A 13,978-nucleotide genomic window follows, 5' to 3' on the forward strand; every position below is an offset into this window, starting at 1 on the left:
GACGCCGTATCGAATGCGGCGTCCTGATGTCCGCGCAAATTACTTGATGCGCGGAAGCTGTTCCCACTGGTGATAGGGCGGCGGCGAAGGCAGCTGCCATTCGAGCGTCGTCGCACCCTCACCCCACGGATTGTCGCCGGCGACGCGCTTCTTGGCGAAGGCTTCGAAGACGCCGTAGAGGAAGATCAGCACACCGAAGGCCGAGATGTAGGAGCCGATGGAGGACACATAGTTCCAGCCGGCAAAGGCATCCGGATAATCGATGTAGCGGCGCGGCATGCCGGCGAGGCCGAGGAAGTGCTGCGGGAAGAACACCAGGTTGACGCCGATGAACATGATCCAGAAATGCAGCTTGCCGACGAACTCGTTGTACATGTAGCCGGTCATCTTCGGGAACCAGTAGTACCAGCCGGCGAAGATCGCGAAGACGGCGCCGAGCGACAGAACGTAGTGGAAGTGAGCCACGACGTAATAGGTGTCATGCAGCGAGCGGTCGAGACCGGCATTGGCGAGCTGGACGCCGGTGACGCCGCCGACCGTGAACAGGAAGATGAAGCCGATCGCCCAGAGCATCGGCGTGCGGAACGAGATCGAGCCGCCCCACATCGTCGCGATCCAGGAGAAGATCTTCACGCCCGTCGGAACGGCGATGACCATCGTGGCGAAGACGAAGTAGCGCTGCGCGTCGAGCGACAGGCCGACCGTGTACATGTGGTGGGCCCAGACGACGAAGCCGACGGCGCCGATCGCGACCATGGCGTAGGCCATGCCGAGATAGCCGAAGATCGGCTTCTTCGAGAAGGTCGAGATGATGTGGCTGATCATGCCGAAGCCCGGCAGGATGAGGATGTAGACCTCGGGGTGACCGAAGAACCAGAACAGGTGCTGGTAAAGGATCGGGTCGCCGCCGCCTTCCGGAGAGAAGAAGGAGGTGCCGAAGTTGCGGTCGGTGAGCAGCATGGTGATGCCGCCGGCCAGAACCGGCAGCGACAGCAAGAGCAGGAAGGCGGTGATCAGCACGGACCAGGCAAACAGCGGCATCTTGTGCAGCGTCATGCCCGGAGCGCGCATGTTGAGGATCGTGGTGATGAAGTTGATCGCACCGAGGATCGACGAGGCGCCGGCAATGTGGAGCGCAAAGATCGCAAGGTCGACCGCCGGTCCCGGCGTGCCGCTTGTCGCCAGCGGCGGATACATCGTCCAGCCACCACCCGTGCCATAGGCGCCTGCCGGGCCTTCGACGAACATCGACAGCAGCAGCAGCGCGAAGGCGGGAACGATCAGCCAGAAGGAGATGTTGTTCAGGCGCGGGAAGGCCATGTCGGGCGCGCCGATCATGATCGGCACCATCCAGTTGGCGAAGCCGCCGATCATCGCCGGCATGACCATGAAGAAGATCATGATCAGCGCGTGCGCTGTGGTGAACATGTTGAACATCTGCTTGGCGCCATCGATCGCGGCATCGCCTTCATAGCCGTAGACCATCGAGGCCAGGCCGTGGAAGATCTGGATGCCCGGCTCCTGCAGCTCCATGCGCATGGCAACCGACAGCGCGCCGCCGATGATGCCGGCAATGATCGCGAAGATCAGGTAGAGCGTGCCGATGTCCTTGTGGTTGGTCGAGAACAGCCAGCGATTGGCAAAGCTCGGCTTGTGCCCGTGATCGTGGTGATCGTGATCGTCATGCGCGTGGTCGTGATGGGCGTGATCATGAGAATGATCGTCGTGAGCGGAAGGTCCAGCCATTGTCCCGATCCCCTTTAATTACTGTGCTTCGGCAACGTCGAGGGTCTTTGCGGGACCATCGGTTGCGGCCATGAGTGTCTTGTAGGCGCCGGGCAGGTCGCTGGCGGCCGTGGTCAGCCACTGCTTATACTTGTCCTCGGAGACGACGCGGATGGCGATCGGCATGAACGCATGGTCCTTGCCGCAGAGCTCGGAACACTGGCCATAGAACAGGCCTTCGCGCTCGGCCCTGAACCAGGTCTCGTTCAGACGGCCCGGCACGGCATCGATCTTGACGCCGAAGGACGGCATGGCGAAAGCGTGGATGACGTCGGTCGGCGCCGAGGTCACGAGAACGCGGACCGTCTTGTTGACCGGCAGGACCAGCTCGTTATCGACGGCGAGAAGCCTGGGATAGATCGACTTGTCTTCCTTGCCGGCGCTCGCGCGGTCCTGATCCTTCAGGAGGTAGGAATCGAAAGCGAGCGGGCTTTCGCCCGAGCCTTCATATTCATAGTTCCACTGCCACTGGGTGGCGGTCGCCTTGATGGTGACGTCGGGATTTTCAGGCAGCGTCAGCTGCGCCGTCAGCAGGTTGAACGAAGGAATGGCGAGAAGGAGCAGCACCAGGACCGGCCCCACGGTCCAGGCAACCTCGATCAGCGTATTGTGGCTCGTCTTCGAGGGAACCGGGTTCGCGCTGGCGCGGAACTTGACGCAGACGACGATGAGCAGGACCAGAACGAAGAGCGTGATCGGAACGATAAACCACAGGGTATATTGTTCGAACCAGTGGATTTCCCGCATGATCGGCGTTGCCGCCGGCTGCAGCGTTGCCTGCCACGGCGTTGGCTGGTCGGCATATGTGCCGGAAGCAAAAAGCAGACAGACCAGCGTGGTCAGGGCTGCATAAGCCTTCTTCATCACCTTATTATCTCCCTCGAGCGCTTGACCTGCAAAATAGAACGCAGAATCCTTGCCATCTTCAGCGCTTCAAACCACAGTTTGGCATTTGCCGCAACAGGTCAGAGCAATTGTCTATGCGGCATTTTTGCTCAAAGTGTAGGCAGCCCTGAACGGCAAAACATCCCAAGTTTTTCATCAGCATATGAAAAATCGGCTTTCCGGCCAATCCGCGCGCCGCACATTATTTCGGAAAGGTCCAATTTCCGCCGCAGTCCCCCGGTTTTCACGGGGTGGGGCTTTTCATTTTTGGTGGGCAGCTTCAACAATAGCCGCAATGATTCGATATCCAGAGGTTTCCATGGGTTTCCGTTCCCTCGTGCAGTCGCTTCTCGTGACTGCCAGCATCGCGGCCGCAGCGACGACGCCCGTTTTCGCACAGCAACCCACGCCGTCACAGGCCAAGCCGCCCGCTGCCGCGCCGGCCCCTGCCCCCGCGCCGCAACAGCCGAATGCCGCCAAGCCGAATATCGAACAGGTGACGCCCGGCCAGACGCAGCCGCAGGCGCCGGGCACGGTGAAGTCCAATCACGGCGCATGGTCTGTCGTCTGCGACAAGCCGGCCGGGGCTGCGACCGAACAATGCGCGCTGATGCAGAATGTTATCGCCGAGGATCGTCCAGAAGTCGGGCTTTCCGTCGTCGTCTTGAAGACGGCCGACCGCAAGTCGAAGATTCTCCGCGTGCTCGCGCCGCTCGGCGTGCTGCTGCCGAACGGCCTCGGGCTCAATGTCGACGGCAAGGATATCGGCCGCGCCTATTTCGTCCGCTGCTTCGCCGATGGCTGTTATGCCGAGGTCGTGCTCGAGGACGAACTGCTCAAGACCTTCCGCAGCGGCGCCCAGGCAACCTTCATCGTCTTCCAGACCCCGGAAGAAGGCATCGGCATCCCGGTCGACCTCAAGGGCTTCGCCGAAGGCTTCGACGCCCTGCCCTGAGGCCGGGGCTTGCTCGGACTATCCAACAGACCTACATCGGCTATGAGCACTCCTGCTCTTCAGCGGAGCACAAGACATGACCACCGATCTCCTGACGCTTTTCGATGCCGATGAAGCGACGATGCGCAAGCATGTGGCCGAGGCGCTGTCCGGCGCCGATGACGGCGAACTGTTCATTGAGCATGCGCAGGCGGAAGCGCTGACCTTCGACAATGGCCGGCTGAAGGGCGGCAGCTTCAACACCGAACAGGGTTTCGGCCTGCGCGCCGTTGCCGGCGAAGCTGTGGGTTACGCGCATGCCGGCGATCTGTCGGTGGCAGCGCTGAAGCGGGCGGCCGATGCGGTCGGCGCGGTGACGCGCGGCTATTCCGGCTCCTATGCCGCCGCACCCCAGGGCACCAACAAGAAATTCTACAGCGACGAGAACCCGATCGGCCAGCCGAGCTTCGAGGAAAAGGTCAAGGTCCTGCAGGACATCGACGCCTATCTCAGGGGCAAGGACGATAAGGTGCGGCAGGTGACGGCCTCGGTCGCCGCCAGCTGGCAGGTCGTCGATATCCTGCGCGCTGACGGGCACCGCGTGCGCGACATCAGGCCGATGACGCGCATCAACATTTCGGTGATGGTCGGCGAAGGCGAGCGGCAGGAGAGCGGCTCCTACGGCCATGGCGGGCGCATCGGCTTCGGTGACTTCATCGCCGAGGGCAGCTGGCAATATGGCGCCGACGAGGCGCTGCGCCAGGCGCTCGTCAATCTCGAGGCGATCGATGCGCCGGCGGGCACGATGGACGTTGTGCTCGGCTCCGGCTGGCCGGGCGTCATGCTGCACGAGGCGGTCGGTCACGGGCTGGAAGGCGATTTCAACCGCAAGAAGACGTCGGCCTTTTCAGGCCTTCTCGGCCAGATGGTCGCCGCGCCCGGCGTCACCGTCGTCGACGACGGCACGATCGACAACCGCCGCGGCTCGATCACCATCGACGACGAGGGCACGCCGTCGGCCTACAACGTGCTGATCGAAAACGGCAAGCTCGTCGGCTACATGCAGGATCGGCAGAATGCCCGGCTGATGGGTATGGCGCCCACCGGCAACGGCCGCCGCCAGGGCTATGCGCATGTGCCGATGCCGCGCATGACCAACACCTATATGCTCAGTGGCGACAAGACGCCCGAGGAGATCATCGCCTCGGTGAAGAAGGGCATCTATGCCGTCTCCTTCGGCGGCGGCCAGGTGGATATCACCTCCGGCAAGTTCGTCTTCGGCTGCACCGAGGCCTATCTGATCGAGAACGGCAAGGTCGGCGCGCCGATCAAGGGCGCCATGCTGATCGGCAACGGACCGGATGCAATGAAACGGGTGTCGATGATCGGCAACGACATGAAGCTCGATACCGGTATCGGCAATTGCGGCAAGGCCGGCCAATGGGTTCCCGTCGGCGTCGGCCAGCCGCATCTGCGCATGGATCAGGTGACGGTCGGCGGCACGCAGACCTGAGGCGAAAGGATTCTCAGATGGCGGACATCGAAATCAGAACCTTCACATCAGATGACGCCGATGCCGTGCTTTCGGTGATCCTGCCGATCCAGCGCGAGGAATTCGGCATCGACATCACCGCGGATGCGCAGCCGGATCTCAGGGTCATCCCGGATTTCTACCAGTCCGGCAAAGGGCAGTTCTGGGTCGCCGTCAAGGACGGCGCCATCGTCGGCACGGTCGGGCTGAAGGATATCGGCAACAACCAGGCGGCGCTGCGCAAGATGTTCGTCTCAGCCGAGGTTCGCGGCCGCGAACACGGCGTGGCGGCGCTGCTCCTCGATCGCCTGATCGCTCACGCCAGGGATGCCGGCATCACCGATATCTTCCTCGGCACGACGGACAAGTTCGTCGCCGCGCATCGTTTTTACGAGAAGAACGGCTTTAGCGAGATTGCCAAGAGCGCTCTGCCCCGCTCCTTTCCGCTGATGGCGGTGGACAGCAAATTCTACCGATATAAGGTCGGCTGACTCCAGCTTTGGGACGGTAATGATGCTGCTGATCTCGCGATGGCAGAATTCGGCGGGTGAACGGGTGCGGATCGCCCTCAACCTCAAGGGCATTTCCTATCGTTACGTTCCGGTGAGTTCGCTTGAGCCCGGAGAGTATCACAGACCCAATCCGCAGGGGCTGCTGCCGGCACTCGATATCGGCGACGGCCGTGTCGTGCCGCAGTCGTCAGCGATCCTCTCCTATATCGAGGAGGCCTATCCCGACCCGAGCCTCCTGCCCGAGGATCCCGCACTGCGCGCCGAGGCGAGAGGTTTTGCCGCCCATATCGCTGCGGAAATGCACGCTCTGACAGTTCAGCGCGTCCGGCATTTCCTGCGCGATGAACTCAGCGCTGGCGAAGCCGAGGTGAAACGGTGGCTCGCGCGCTGGCTGGGCCTCGGCTTTACCGCGCTCGAAGAGACGCTCAGACAGCGCAAGGTCTCGTCGCCCTTCTGTTTCGGCGATCGTCCGGGCTGGGCCGACCTGCATCTCATTCCGCAGATGAGCAATGCCCGCCGTCTCGGCCATGATCTTTCGCCCTATCCGCTGCTGCTTGCGGTCGAACAGCGCTGCGTGACGCTTGAAGCCTTCCGGTCGGCAAGGCCGGAGGCGCAGCCGGATTTTCCGAAGATAGACGATCCCTCTTAAAACGTGTTGCCCGGCCGAAACAGCCACTTGCGTTCGATCGCGGCGGCAAGATCGAGATCGTTGTGGCGGGAAAACAGCAGAAGATGGCCGAGAACGTCGGCGGTCTCGTCGGCCAGGTCGCGCTGCATGTCTTCAGGAGAGCGGCCTTTCGCACGGCCGCGGCCAGTCAGCCGGTTCCATGCCTGGGTCAGTTCACCCATTTCCTCCTGCAGTTTCAGCAGGAACCAGTCGGCATCGCGCTCGATGTTGTTGGCAGCGACGTGAACAGAGGATGAGATTTCGAACTGGTCGGCGAGACGACGCAACATGGATGTTCTCCTTTTGTTTACGGAGGAGACGCTGATTCCCGTTGCTTGTCCAGGGTGAATTGTCGCAGTGGTGTCGCGGCGATCAGCTGTGGTCCGGCAGCAGCATGCAGTCATAGGAGCGTTGCCTCAGCGCATCGCAGGCCGAGACGGCGGCATCCTTGCTGGCGAAGCCGACGAAGCGGGCGCGATAGATCCTGTTGGCCCCCTGCCCGACAGCCTCGGTATAGGGCGAGGCGGAAACGAGCGGCGCGCCGCCTTCCGACTGCGCCTGGGCGAGAAGCGCACGCGCCGCATCGGCGCTGGGAGCAGCCGAGATCTGGATCTGCCAGTCGCCATCGGCCCTCTCTGCCGATGTCTTCGGCGTCTTGCCGGCGTTCAGGATCTCCTCCATCGCGACCGGACGCTCCAGCGGCACGACGGCGTCATCGGCATAAGCCAGGCTCTTGGCCCCGAGATCATCGGCCGGCCGCGGTGCGTTGAGCGGCACCGGAACATCGGAATCGTCGGCGGCGGACGCGACTTCGACAGCCTCCTTGGCGCCGACGCTCGCCACCAGCTTGGCGCCGCCGGAAGAGGAGGCACGGCCGAGGTAACGGTCGAGCAAACCAGCCATCTTGGCGTCGCGGCTGCGGGCGGTGCGGCCGCCGAGCACGACGCCGACCACGCGGCGGTTGCCGTCCTTGACGGCGCTGACGAGGTTGAAGCCGGAAGCGTTGGTGTAGCCCGTCTTGATGCCGTCCATGCCCTGGTAGCGGTACATGAGATTGTTGTGGCCGCGCACGGTGCGGCCGCGGAAATTGAAGCTTGCCGCCGAAAACAGGCGGTATTCGTTCGGATAGTTCTTCATCAGCGCGACGGCGAGCGTCGACATGTCGCGCGCCGTGGTCACCTGGCGGCCGTCCGGCAGGCCGGAGGCGTTGACGAAGACGGTGCGGCTCATGCCGAGCTGGCGGGCCTTGGCCGTCATCATCCGGGCAAAAGCGCTTTCAGAGCCGGCGAGCTTCTCGCCCATGGCGGAGGCGGCATCATTGGCGGATTTGACGATCATGCCATAGACCGCCTCGCGCACGGTGATCGTGCCGCCGGCCTTGACGCCAAGCTTGGTCGGCGGCCGGGCGGCGGCGTATTTCGACATTGTGATCGGAGTATCCCAGGCGATCTTGCCGCGTTTCAGCGCCTCGAAGGTGAGATAGAGCGTCATCATCTTCGTCAGCGAGGCCGGATGGTTCAGCGTATCGGCGTTTTCAGCGGCGAGAACCTTGCCTGTACGGGCATCGAGGATCAGCGAAGCGTTGCCGGCAAGGGCTGCAAGCGGCGCCGAAACGGCAAGCGTTACGGTCAAAACAGCCGCCAAAAGCTTTCTCATACACTTCCCCTCATCTGCTTGCCCCTGACGCTGGCCCCTGATGCGCTGGCCCTTCAAACGTTGATCCGCGACAGGACCGGCATTTGTGCCGTAATGTGACAGAAGCCGTAAGTTTGGCGCGACTTTGAGGCAACGCCTATCATTTTTCTAGTCTTTTCATCGCCTTGGTTAACAAGAAATCAAAGACCCGTGCCGAATCGGGATTCAGCAAGGCTTAAGTCGCCGCTGCTAGGTTCCCGCATAGGCAAGGGACGGACGGCGCATGACGGGACAATTCAAGCGGTTGGCAAAACGCGCGGCGATCGGCGCCGGGCTCGAGCTTTCCTGGCTGCTCGCCGCTGCCGGACTGATGCGCGAAGCGCGCGGACGTGGTGTCGTCTTCACGCTGCACCATGTCCGCCCGCATGTACCGCAAGCCTTCGCGCCGAATGCGCATCTCGAAATCACCCCGCGTTTTCTCGACGCGGCGCTCAGCCGGTTGCGGCGGAAGGGCTATCGCTTCGTGCCGCTCGATCAGGTGCCGGTGCTGCTGGCAGAACCCGAGGGCGGGCCGCCGTTCGCAGCCTTCACGCTCGACGACGGATACCGCAACAATGTGGAATATGCGCTGCCGGTGTTCGAGCGGCATCAGGCGCCGTTTACGGTATTCGTCGCGAAGGGTTTTGCCGAGGGCTCGCATAGTATCTGGTGGGAGACGCTCGCCATCCTCCTGCGCCGGGCACCGGAAATCCGCTTCGATTTCGGCCGCGGCAGCGAGCGGCTGGGGCTCGACACCCCGCAGCAGCAATGGACTGCCTTCGATCGTTTCGCCGCTTACATCCACGGCTCCAACGAGGCGCATGCCGTCGCCGCCATCGATATGCTGGCACGGGAAAACGGCATCGAGCCGACGGATATCGTCCGCGATCTGGTGATGGATCCCGACGAATTGCAATGGCTGGCGACACATCCGCTCGCATCCCTCGGCGCCCATACGATCAGCCATCGCGCGCTCGCCCGCCTGCCGGAAGCCGAAGCGCGAATCGAAATGCAGGTTTCGGCGGATTATGTCGAGGCGGTGGCCGGCATCCGTCCCGATACGATCGCCTATCCCTACGGCACGCCGGCGGCTGCGACCGCCCGCGAGGCGCGCATTGCGCGCAATCTCGGCTTTACCCTCGCGGTCACCACGCAACCCGGGCTGCCGGCAGCACAGCTGACCGGCTATCTCCCGCGCCTTTCGCTCAACGGCTTCTACCAGAAGCGGCGCTACGTCTCGGCGCTCGCCTCCGGGATCCCGCTGAAGCTGATGGGCAGGTAAGCCCGTCAGGGATACATCCGCACCTTGTCCCATTCGCCTTCCGGTGAAGGCCGGCGGAATTCGACACGGTCATGCAGGCGGAATTTCTGGTCCTTCCAGAATTCGATCGAGGTCGGGCGGATGCGAAAGCCCGACCAGTGGGCCGGGCGCGGAATCTCGCCGATGGCATAACGGGCGGTATATTCGGCCACGGCTTTCTCCAGCGCGAATCGGCTCTCGAGCGGGCGGGACTGCTTGGACGCCCAGGCGCCGATGCGGCTGCCGCGCGCACGCGTCTTGAAATAGGCGTCGGCTTCGGCATCGGTGACGATCTCGACGGGGCCGCGCAGCCTCACCTGGCGGCGCAGGCTTTTCCAGTGAAAGCACATGGCGGCCTTTTTCTGGCCCAGAATTTCACGGCCTTTCTGACTCTCGAAATTGGTGTAGAAGACGAAACCGTCTTCATCGAATCCCTTCAGGAGAACCATGCGGACATTGGGAAGACCATCCTCATCGACCGTTGCCAGCGCCACCGCGTTCGGGTCATTGGGTTCGGAAGCCTCCGCTTCTTTCAGCCATTCGGCAAAGAGCTTGAAGGGTTCGCCACTTTCGGTAAAGTCACCGCTTGTTAACTCGTTTGCCGACATATTGGTTCAAATGCCCCGGATTATTCAAAACTCGCCCAGCTTTTGGTAACTGGACAGGACGCAGGGTGGAAGTCATAGCAAAGTCATATCGCCATACAAAGAGCCTGCGGCGACGCAGCAGCGCGTTCTTCGTCATCGGCGTCGCCATGCTTTCGCTTTCCGGCTGCGTTGGCAGCGGCATGGATTTCTTGAGCGAGGCCAAGGTCGACCGCTCGGTTGCCACCGGCACCGTGCCGCAGACGCCGCCGAGCACCGACACGCTTTCCGACGAGATGACCGTGCGCAACGCCGTGACCTCGGCCGACGTGCAGCGGCTCGAGGGCCAGCCGCTTCCCTGGGCGAATGCATCGACGGGCAGCGCCGGCGTCATCGAAACCATCGTCGAGAACAACGAGCAAGGCCAGGTCTGCCGCCAGTTCCGCACGACCCGGCATTCCTATGTCGGCATCGCCAAATTCTACGGCAAGACCTGCCTCGTCGGCGGCGGCAACTGGCAGCTTTTGAGCTTTCAGCCGGAAAGTTGATCCCGCGGGAAAGCTGATCCGGCTCGCCGACAGGTTAACGCCCGACGCCTTTCCGCCGAATGCTTAGCAAAGAGCTAACCATTCGGGGCGAAACACCCCACATCTCTCCATAGAAATAAGAAGTGATTAGCAACTCCAACGCACGATCGGCGTTGAGAGTGGCTCTCCCTGCCTTTTGCGGCGGGTGGCGCCGCGCACTTGATATTGGAGTTTCGGGGTGCCGGGCAAGGACGTGGCTTCCCGCATCGCAACACCGGCGGTTTTGACATGCGCGATCCTTACAAAATTCTGGGCGTCAAGCGCGACGCGGCAGCAGACGAGATCAAGGCGGCTTGGCGCAACATGGCCAAATCAGCCCATCCCGACCACAATCAGGGCGACCCGACGGCGACGGCCCGGTTCGCCGAGATCGGCCGCGCCTATGAAACGCTGAAGGACCCGCGTAAACGCAGCCTGTTCGACAATGCCGTGCGGATGGCGGAAGCCAAGAAACAAGAACAGACGATCATGCAGCAGCGCCAGGCCGCGCGCGAGGCTGCGATCCGCGCCAAGGCGGCGCAGGCCAATGCCGAGCGGGTGATGGAAGAGCTTGCACGCGCCGCCCAGAAGTCGGCCGCCGAAGGCGCCAGGCAACAGGCGGGAGCGGCTGAGCCTGCCGACGAGATGGTGGAGCGCATTTTCGGCGCCCAGGCGCGCGCTGCGGCCGGCGGCCAGGCGCAGGGCCGCGCCCAGCAGGCACAATACCAGCAGACACAGAATCAGCAGACGGGCGAGACCGGCAGGCGCGCAGACGGCGACGCCGCCGAGGCCGAGCCCAAGGGCGACGAGGAGACCGGCGAGGCTGCGGCCAATGCCGGCGCCAACCTGCCGCTGCCGCTCAGCATCCTGACAAACCTGGTGCGCCGTTTCACCGGCGCCAAGGATACCGGCCTGGAAAAGGCACCGGATGAGGTGACGACGGCGACGGTGACGATCGACGACGTCTTGAAGAGCGGCTGGATCACCGCGTCGCTGCCGGAGGGCCGCGAAATCGGCTTCGCGTTGCCGGCAGGCACGACGGACGGTCATGAGATCAGGCTCAAGGGTCAAGGCTTCAAGCTGCCGGGCATGCAGCGGGGCGACGCCGTCATCAACATCCGCATCGCAGCCGATCCGCGCTTCACCGTCGACGGTTTCGATCTGCACGCGGTGCTGCCGCTCAGCATCGAAAATGCCGTGCTCGGCACCGAGGCGCGCATCGAGGGGCCGAGCGGGCCGCTCAAGATTACCATTCCCGCATGGTCGGGCTCGGACAAGACGATCAGAATCCCCGACCAGGGATTGCCCCGCGAAGAGGGTGGGAGAGGCGATCTCGTCGTCGAATTGCGCATTATCCTGTGGGAAAAGCCCGACGACAAAGTCACCGATCTCATGCGGAGCATGCGCGAAGGCCTGTTCCTGTGAAATTTTTATGACAATCGCACCCTTTGTTACGATACCTAACAGTTGATGATCCAGGCCAAGCTTGAACCGATTAACGGCCTATGCCATAGGCAGGATCGATCAGAATTCCTAGGGAGCGAAATATGGCTCAAGCATCCGGCCTCATGGCAGGCAAACGCGGCGTCATCATGGGTGTCGCCAACAATCGTTCGATTGCGTGGGGTATTGCCAAGGCCATTCATGCGCAGGGCGGAGAAGTCGCGCTCACCTATCAGGGCGATGCTCTGAAGAAGCGCGTCGAGCCGCTGGCCGCCGAAATCGGCGCGACGCTCGTCGGCCACTGCGACGTCGCCGACGAAGCCACCATCGATGAGGTTTTCGGCAACGTCGAAAAGCTCTGGGGCAAGATAGATTTCCTCGTGCATGCGATCGGCTTTTCCGACAAGGACGAGCTGACCGGCCGCTACGTCGACACCTCGGCCGACAATTTCGCCAAGACGATGCAGATCTCCGTCTATTCCTTCACCTCGGTCGCACGCCGCGCCGAGAAGCTGATGACGGATGGCGGCGCCATGCTGACGCTGACCTATTACGGCGCCGAAAAGGTGATGCCGAACTATAACGTCATGGGCGTCGCCAAGGCTGCGCTCGAAGCGAGCGTCAAGTACCTCGCTGTCGACCTCGGACCGCAGAACATCCGCGTCAACGCCGTCTCGGCCGGACCGATCAAGACGCTTGCCGCCTCGGGCATCGGCGATTTCCGCTACATTCTGAAGTGGAACGAATATAACGCACCGCTGCGCCGCACCGTCACCATCGAGGAAGTCGGCGATGTCGGCCTCTATCTCCTGTCGGATCTGTCGCGCTCCGTCACCGGCGAAGTGCACCATGCCGATAGCGGCTATCATGTCATCGGCATGAAGGCGGTCGACGCGCCCGACATTTCCGTCGTCAAGGACTAGAGCATTTCGAGTGGGGCTGAGACCGTGCTTATCTACGTGATCAGACACGGCCAGACCGCCTGGAATGCCGAGCGCCGCCTGCAAGGTCAAAAAGATATCCCGATGAATGCCACGGGCCTGGAACAGGCCCGGCAGAACGGCGTGGCACTTGCCGAGATTCTCGGCAACAGAGTCGACGAATTCGATTTTGTCGCAAGCCCGCTCGCACGCACGCGCGCGACGATGGAAATCATGCGCGCCGCCATGGGGCTGCCGCCGCTCGCCTATCGCACCGATCCGCGGCTGGTGGAGATTTCCTTCGGCGACTGGGAGGGCTCGACGCTCAAGGAGCTGAAGGCGACGCAGCGCGAGCGGGTGGCGGAACGCAACGCTTCCAAATGGGATTTCATCCCGCCCGGCGATGACGCGGAAAGCTATGAAATCCTCTCCTGGCGCACCGGCTCATGGCTGCAATCCGTCGATCGCCCGACGGTCTGCGTGACGCATGGCGGCGTCATCCGCACGCTTTTCCAGACGATTTCAGACCTGCCGAAGAGCAGTGCTGCGGAAGGCGCAATCCCGCAGGACCGGATCGCCAGGATCGACACCGCCGAGCGGACGATCGTCTGGCTGTAGGGCGCCGCAGGGCGCTCAGTTAGGTCGGAGGGGGATAGGAGCGACTTGTTTGGCCCGGGAGATTGCCGATATGAGCCCCCTCATCCGGCTGCCGCCACCAGCCGGGGTCGAGCCCCTCGTTTCGACCCGTCCTTCGGACCCCCGTAAACCGGGCGAAGAGACATGCCGCGCCCTCTCCGTCCCCATCTACATCTCGTAGGGCACGTCCCTCGCCGCGCGAGCGGGGAGAGGACTAGGGTGAGGGGCAACCATGAGCGCGACCTCACCCGGTCATACTGCAGAGAATTGCCTATTTGACGATATCGAGATCGTTGATGACGCGTTTGCCGTCGACCTCGGTATAGAAGACGATCACCTTCACGCCGGCCTCGAGGCCGTCGAAATTGAATTCCTCGGGCGCCTGATAGGTCTTGCCGTCATCGAGCGTCAGCACGAGGTTGGCGGTATCGACCTTCTTGATCGTCGCCTCGACATCGGCGCTCTCGGCAAAACCGCTCATCGGCGACAGGAAACTTGCTGTTGCCAAAAGCGTGGCGACGACGAAACGCATGGCGACAAT

Annotated in this window: 15 protein-coding genes; 9 read left to right on the forward strand and 6 right to left on the reverse strand. The window is 62.6% G+C overall.

Annotation, left to right across the window (positions count from 1 at the left end):
• Positions 1-39: 39 nt before the first annotated feature.
• Together ctaD and coxB are read right to left on the reverse strand one after the other, a co-directional pair.
• Entirely contained in the window at positions 40-1,746 is a 1,707-nt protein-coding gene (ctaD, locus tag FHT69_RS19530) for a cytochrome c oxidase subunit I (RefSeq protein ID WP_028755767.1), read from the reverse strand.
• Positions 1,747-1,764: 18 nt separating this feature from the next.
• A complete protein-coding gene (coxB, locus tag FHT69_RS19535; RefSeq protein ID WP_029867860.1) occupies positions 1,765-2,649 on the reverse strand; it encodes a cytochrome c oxidase subunit II in 885 nt (294 codons plus the stop codon).
• Between the two features lie 316 nt (positions 2,650-2,965).
• Between coxB and FHT69_RS19540 the strand changes: the two genes are divergently transcribed.
• From FHT69_RS19540 to maiA, 4 genes are all read left to right on the forward strand, one after another.
• Positions 2,966-3,625 carry an invasion associated locus B family protein gene (locus FHT69_RS19540; protein WP_028756249.1) on the forward strand — a complete coding sequence of 220 codons (660 nt, stop codon included), beginning with the start codon at positions 2,966-2,968 and terminating at the stop codon, positions 3,623-3,625.
• 76 nt (positions 3,626-3,701) lie between these two features.
• Positions 3,702-5,117, forward strand: a complete 1,416-nt coding sequence (gene tldD / locus FHT69_RS19545; protein ID WP_028756248.1) for a metalloprotease TldD — start codon at positions 3,702-3,704, stop codon at positions 5,115-5,117.
• Between the two features lie 17 nt (positions 5,118-5,134).
• Positions 5,135-5,626 (forward strand): GNAT family N-acetyltransferase, encoded by a 492-nt coding sequence (locus FHT69_RS19550; RefSeq protein ID WP_028756247.1) that lies wholly within the window; start codon positions 5,135-5,137, stop codon positions 5,624-5,626.
• A gap of 22 nt (positions 5,627-5,648) precedes the next feature.
• A complete protein-coding gene (gene maiA / locus FHT69_RS19555; protein WP_183905847.1) occupies positions 5,649-6,296 on the forward strand; it encodes a maleylacetoacetate isomerase in 648 nt (215 codons plus the stop codon).
• Here maiA and FHT69_RS19560 read toward each other — a convergent pair.
• Entirely contained in the window at positions 6,293-6,604 is a 312-nt protein-coding gene (locus FHT69_RS19560) for a pyrophosphatase (protein WP_028756245.1), read from the reverse strand. The genes maiA and FHT69_RS19560 overlap by 4 nt on opposite strands.
• An 82-nt stretch (positions 6,605-6,686) precedes the next feature.
• Positions 6,687-7,970 carry a D-alanyl-D-alanine carboxypeptidase family protein gene (locus FHT69_RS19565; protein WP_028756244.1) on the reverse strand — a complete coding sequence of 428 codons (1,284 nt, stop codon included), beginning with the start codon at positions 7,968-7,970 and terminating at the stop codon, positions 6,687-6,689.
• Positions 7,971-8,232: 262 nt separating this feature from the next.
• Between FHT69_RS19565 and FHT69_RS19570 the strand changes: the two genes are divergently transcribed.
• On the forward strand, positions 8,233-9,270 hold the full coding sequence (locus tag FHT69_RS19570) for a polysaccharide deacetylase family protein (protein ID WP_028756243.1): 1,038 nt from the start codon (positions 8,233-8,235) through the stop codon (positions 9,268-9,270).
• 5 nt (positions 9,271-9,275) lie between these two features.
• On the opposite strand, the gene pdxH is transcribed toward FHT69_RS19570, so the two are convergent.
• Positions 9,276-9,896: a pyridoxamine 5'-phosphate oxidase gene (pdxH, locus tag FHT69_RS19575; RefSeq protein WP_017963103.1), complete on the reverse strand. Its 621-nt coding sequence runs from the start codon at positions 9,894-9,896 to the stop codon at positions 9,276-9,278.
• A 65-nt stretch (positions 9,897-9,961) separates the two neighbouring features.
• On the opposite strand from pdxH, the gene FHT69_RS19580 reads away from it, so the two are divergent.
• From FHT69_RS19580 to FHT69_RS19595, 4 genes are all read left to right on the forward strand, one after another.
• A complete protein-coding gene (locus FHT69_RS19580) occupies positions 9,962-10,420 on the forward strand; it encodes an RT0821/Lpp0805 family surface protein (protein WP_029867866.1) in 459 nt (152 codons plus the stop codon).
• A 267-nt stretch (positions 10,421-10,687) separates the two neighbouring features.
• Positions 10,688-11,863: a J domain-containing protein gene (locus FHT69_RS19585; RefSeq protein ID WP_028756336.1), complete on the forward strand. Its 1,176-nt coding sequence runs from the start codon at positions 10,688-10,690 to the stop codon at positions 11,861-11,863.
• 122 nt (positions 11,864-11,985) lie between these two features.
• Positions 11,986-12,804, forward strand: coding sequence for an enoyl-ACP reductase FabI (gene fabI / locus FHT69_RS19590; RefSeq protein ID WP_003588115.1), 819 nt, complete (start codon positions 11,986-11,988; stop codon positions 12,802-12,804).
• A gap of 24 nt (positions 12,805-12,828) precedes the next feature.
• On the forward strand, positions 12,829-13,419 hold the full coding sequence (locus FHT69_RS19595) for a histidine phosphatase family protein (RefSeq protein ID WP_028756337.1): 591 nt from the start codon (positions 12,829-12,831) through the stop codon (positions 13,417-13,419).
• 289 nt (positions 13,420-13,708) lie between these two features.
• Here the strand turns inward: FHT69_RS19595 and FHT69_RS19600 are convergent, their stop codons facing one another.
• Positions 13,709-13,969, reverse strand: a complete 261-nt coding sequence (locus tag FHT69_RS19600; protein WP_003569889.1) for a DUF1344 domain-containing protein — start codon at positions 13,967-13,969, stop codon at positions 13,709-13,711.
• Between the last annotated feature and the right edge of the window lie 9 nt (positions 13,970-13,978).

Source organism: Rhizobium sp. BK008, from assembly GCF_014197345.1.
GTDB classification, from domain to species: Bacteria; Pseudomonadota; Alphaproteobacteria; order Rhizobiales; family Rhizobiaceae; genus Rhizobium; species Rhizobium anhuiense.

Bases quoted from the DNA above. Each gene is read 5' to 3' on its own strand.
- ctaD (WP_028755767.1), bottom strand. From the start codon at position 1,746: ATGGCTGGACCTTCCGCTCACGACGATCATTCTCATGATCACGCCCAT.
- coxB (WP_029867860.1), bottom strand. From the start codon at position 2,649: ATGAAGAAGGCTTATGCAGCCCTGACCACGCTGGTCTGTCTGCTTTTT.
- FHT69_RS19540 (WP_028756249.1), top strand. From the start codon at position 2,966: ATGATTCGATATCCAGAGGTTTCCATGGGTTTCCGTTCCCTCGTGCAG.
- tldD (WP_028756248.1), top strand. From the start codon at position 3,702: ATGACCACCGATCTCCTGACGCTTTTCGATGCCGATGAAGCGACGATG.
- FHT69_RS19550 (WP_028756247.1), top strand. From the start codon at position 5,135: ATGGCGGACATCGAAATCAGAACCTTCACATCAGATGACGCCGATGCC.
- maiA (WP_183905847.1), top strand. From the start codon at position 5,649: ATGCTGCTGATCTCGCGATGGCAGAATTCGGCGGGTGAACGGGTGCGG.
- FHT69_RS19560 (WP_028756245.1), bottom strand. From the start codon at position 6,604: ATGTTGCGTCGTCTCGCCGACCAGTTCGAAATCTCATCCTCTGTTCAC.
- FHT69_RS19565 (WP_028756244.1), bottom strand. From the start codon at position 7,970: ATGAGAAAGCTTTTGGCGGCTGTTTTGACCGTAACGCTTGCCGTTTCG.
- FHT69_RS19570 (WP_028756243.1), top strand. From the start codon at position 8,233: ATGACGGGACAATTCAAGCGGTTGGCAAAACGCGCGGCGATCGGCGCC.
- pdxH (WP_017963103.1), bottom strand. From the start codon at position 9,896: ATGTCGGCAAACGAGTTAACAAGCGGTGACTTTACCGAAAGTGGCGAA.
- FHT69_RS19585 (WP_028756336.1), top strand. From the start codon at position 10,688: ATGCGCGATCCTTACAAAATTCTGGGCGTCAAGCGCGACGCGGCAGCA.
- fabI (WP_003588115.1), top strand. From the start codon at position 11,986: ATGGCTCAAGCATCCGGCCTCATGGCAGGCAAACGCGGCGTCATCATG.
- FHT69_RS19600 (WP_003569889.1), bottom strand. From the start codon at position 13,969: ATGCGTTTCGTCGTCGCCACGCTTTTGGCAACAGCAAGTTTCCTGTCG.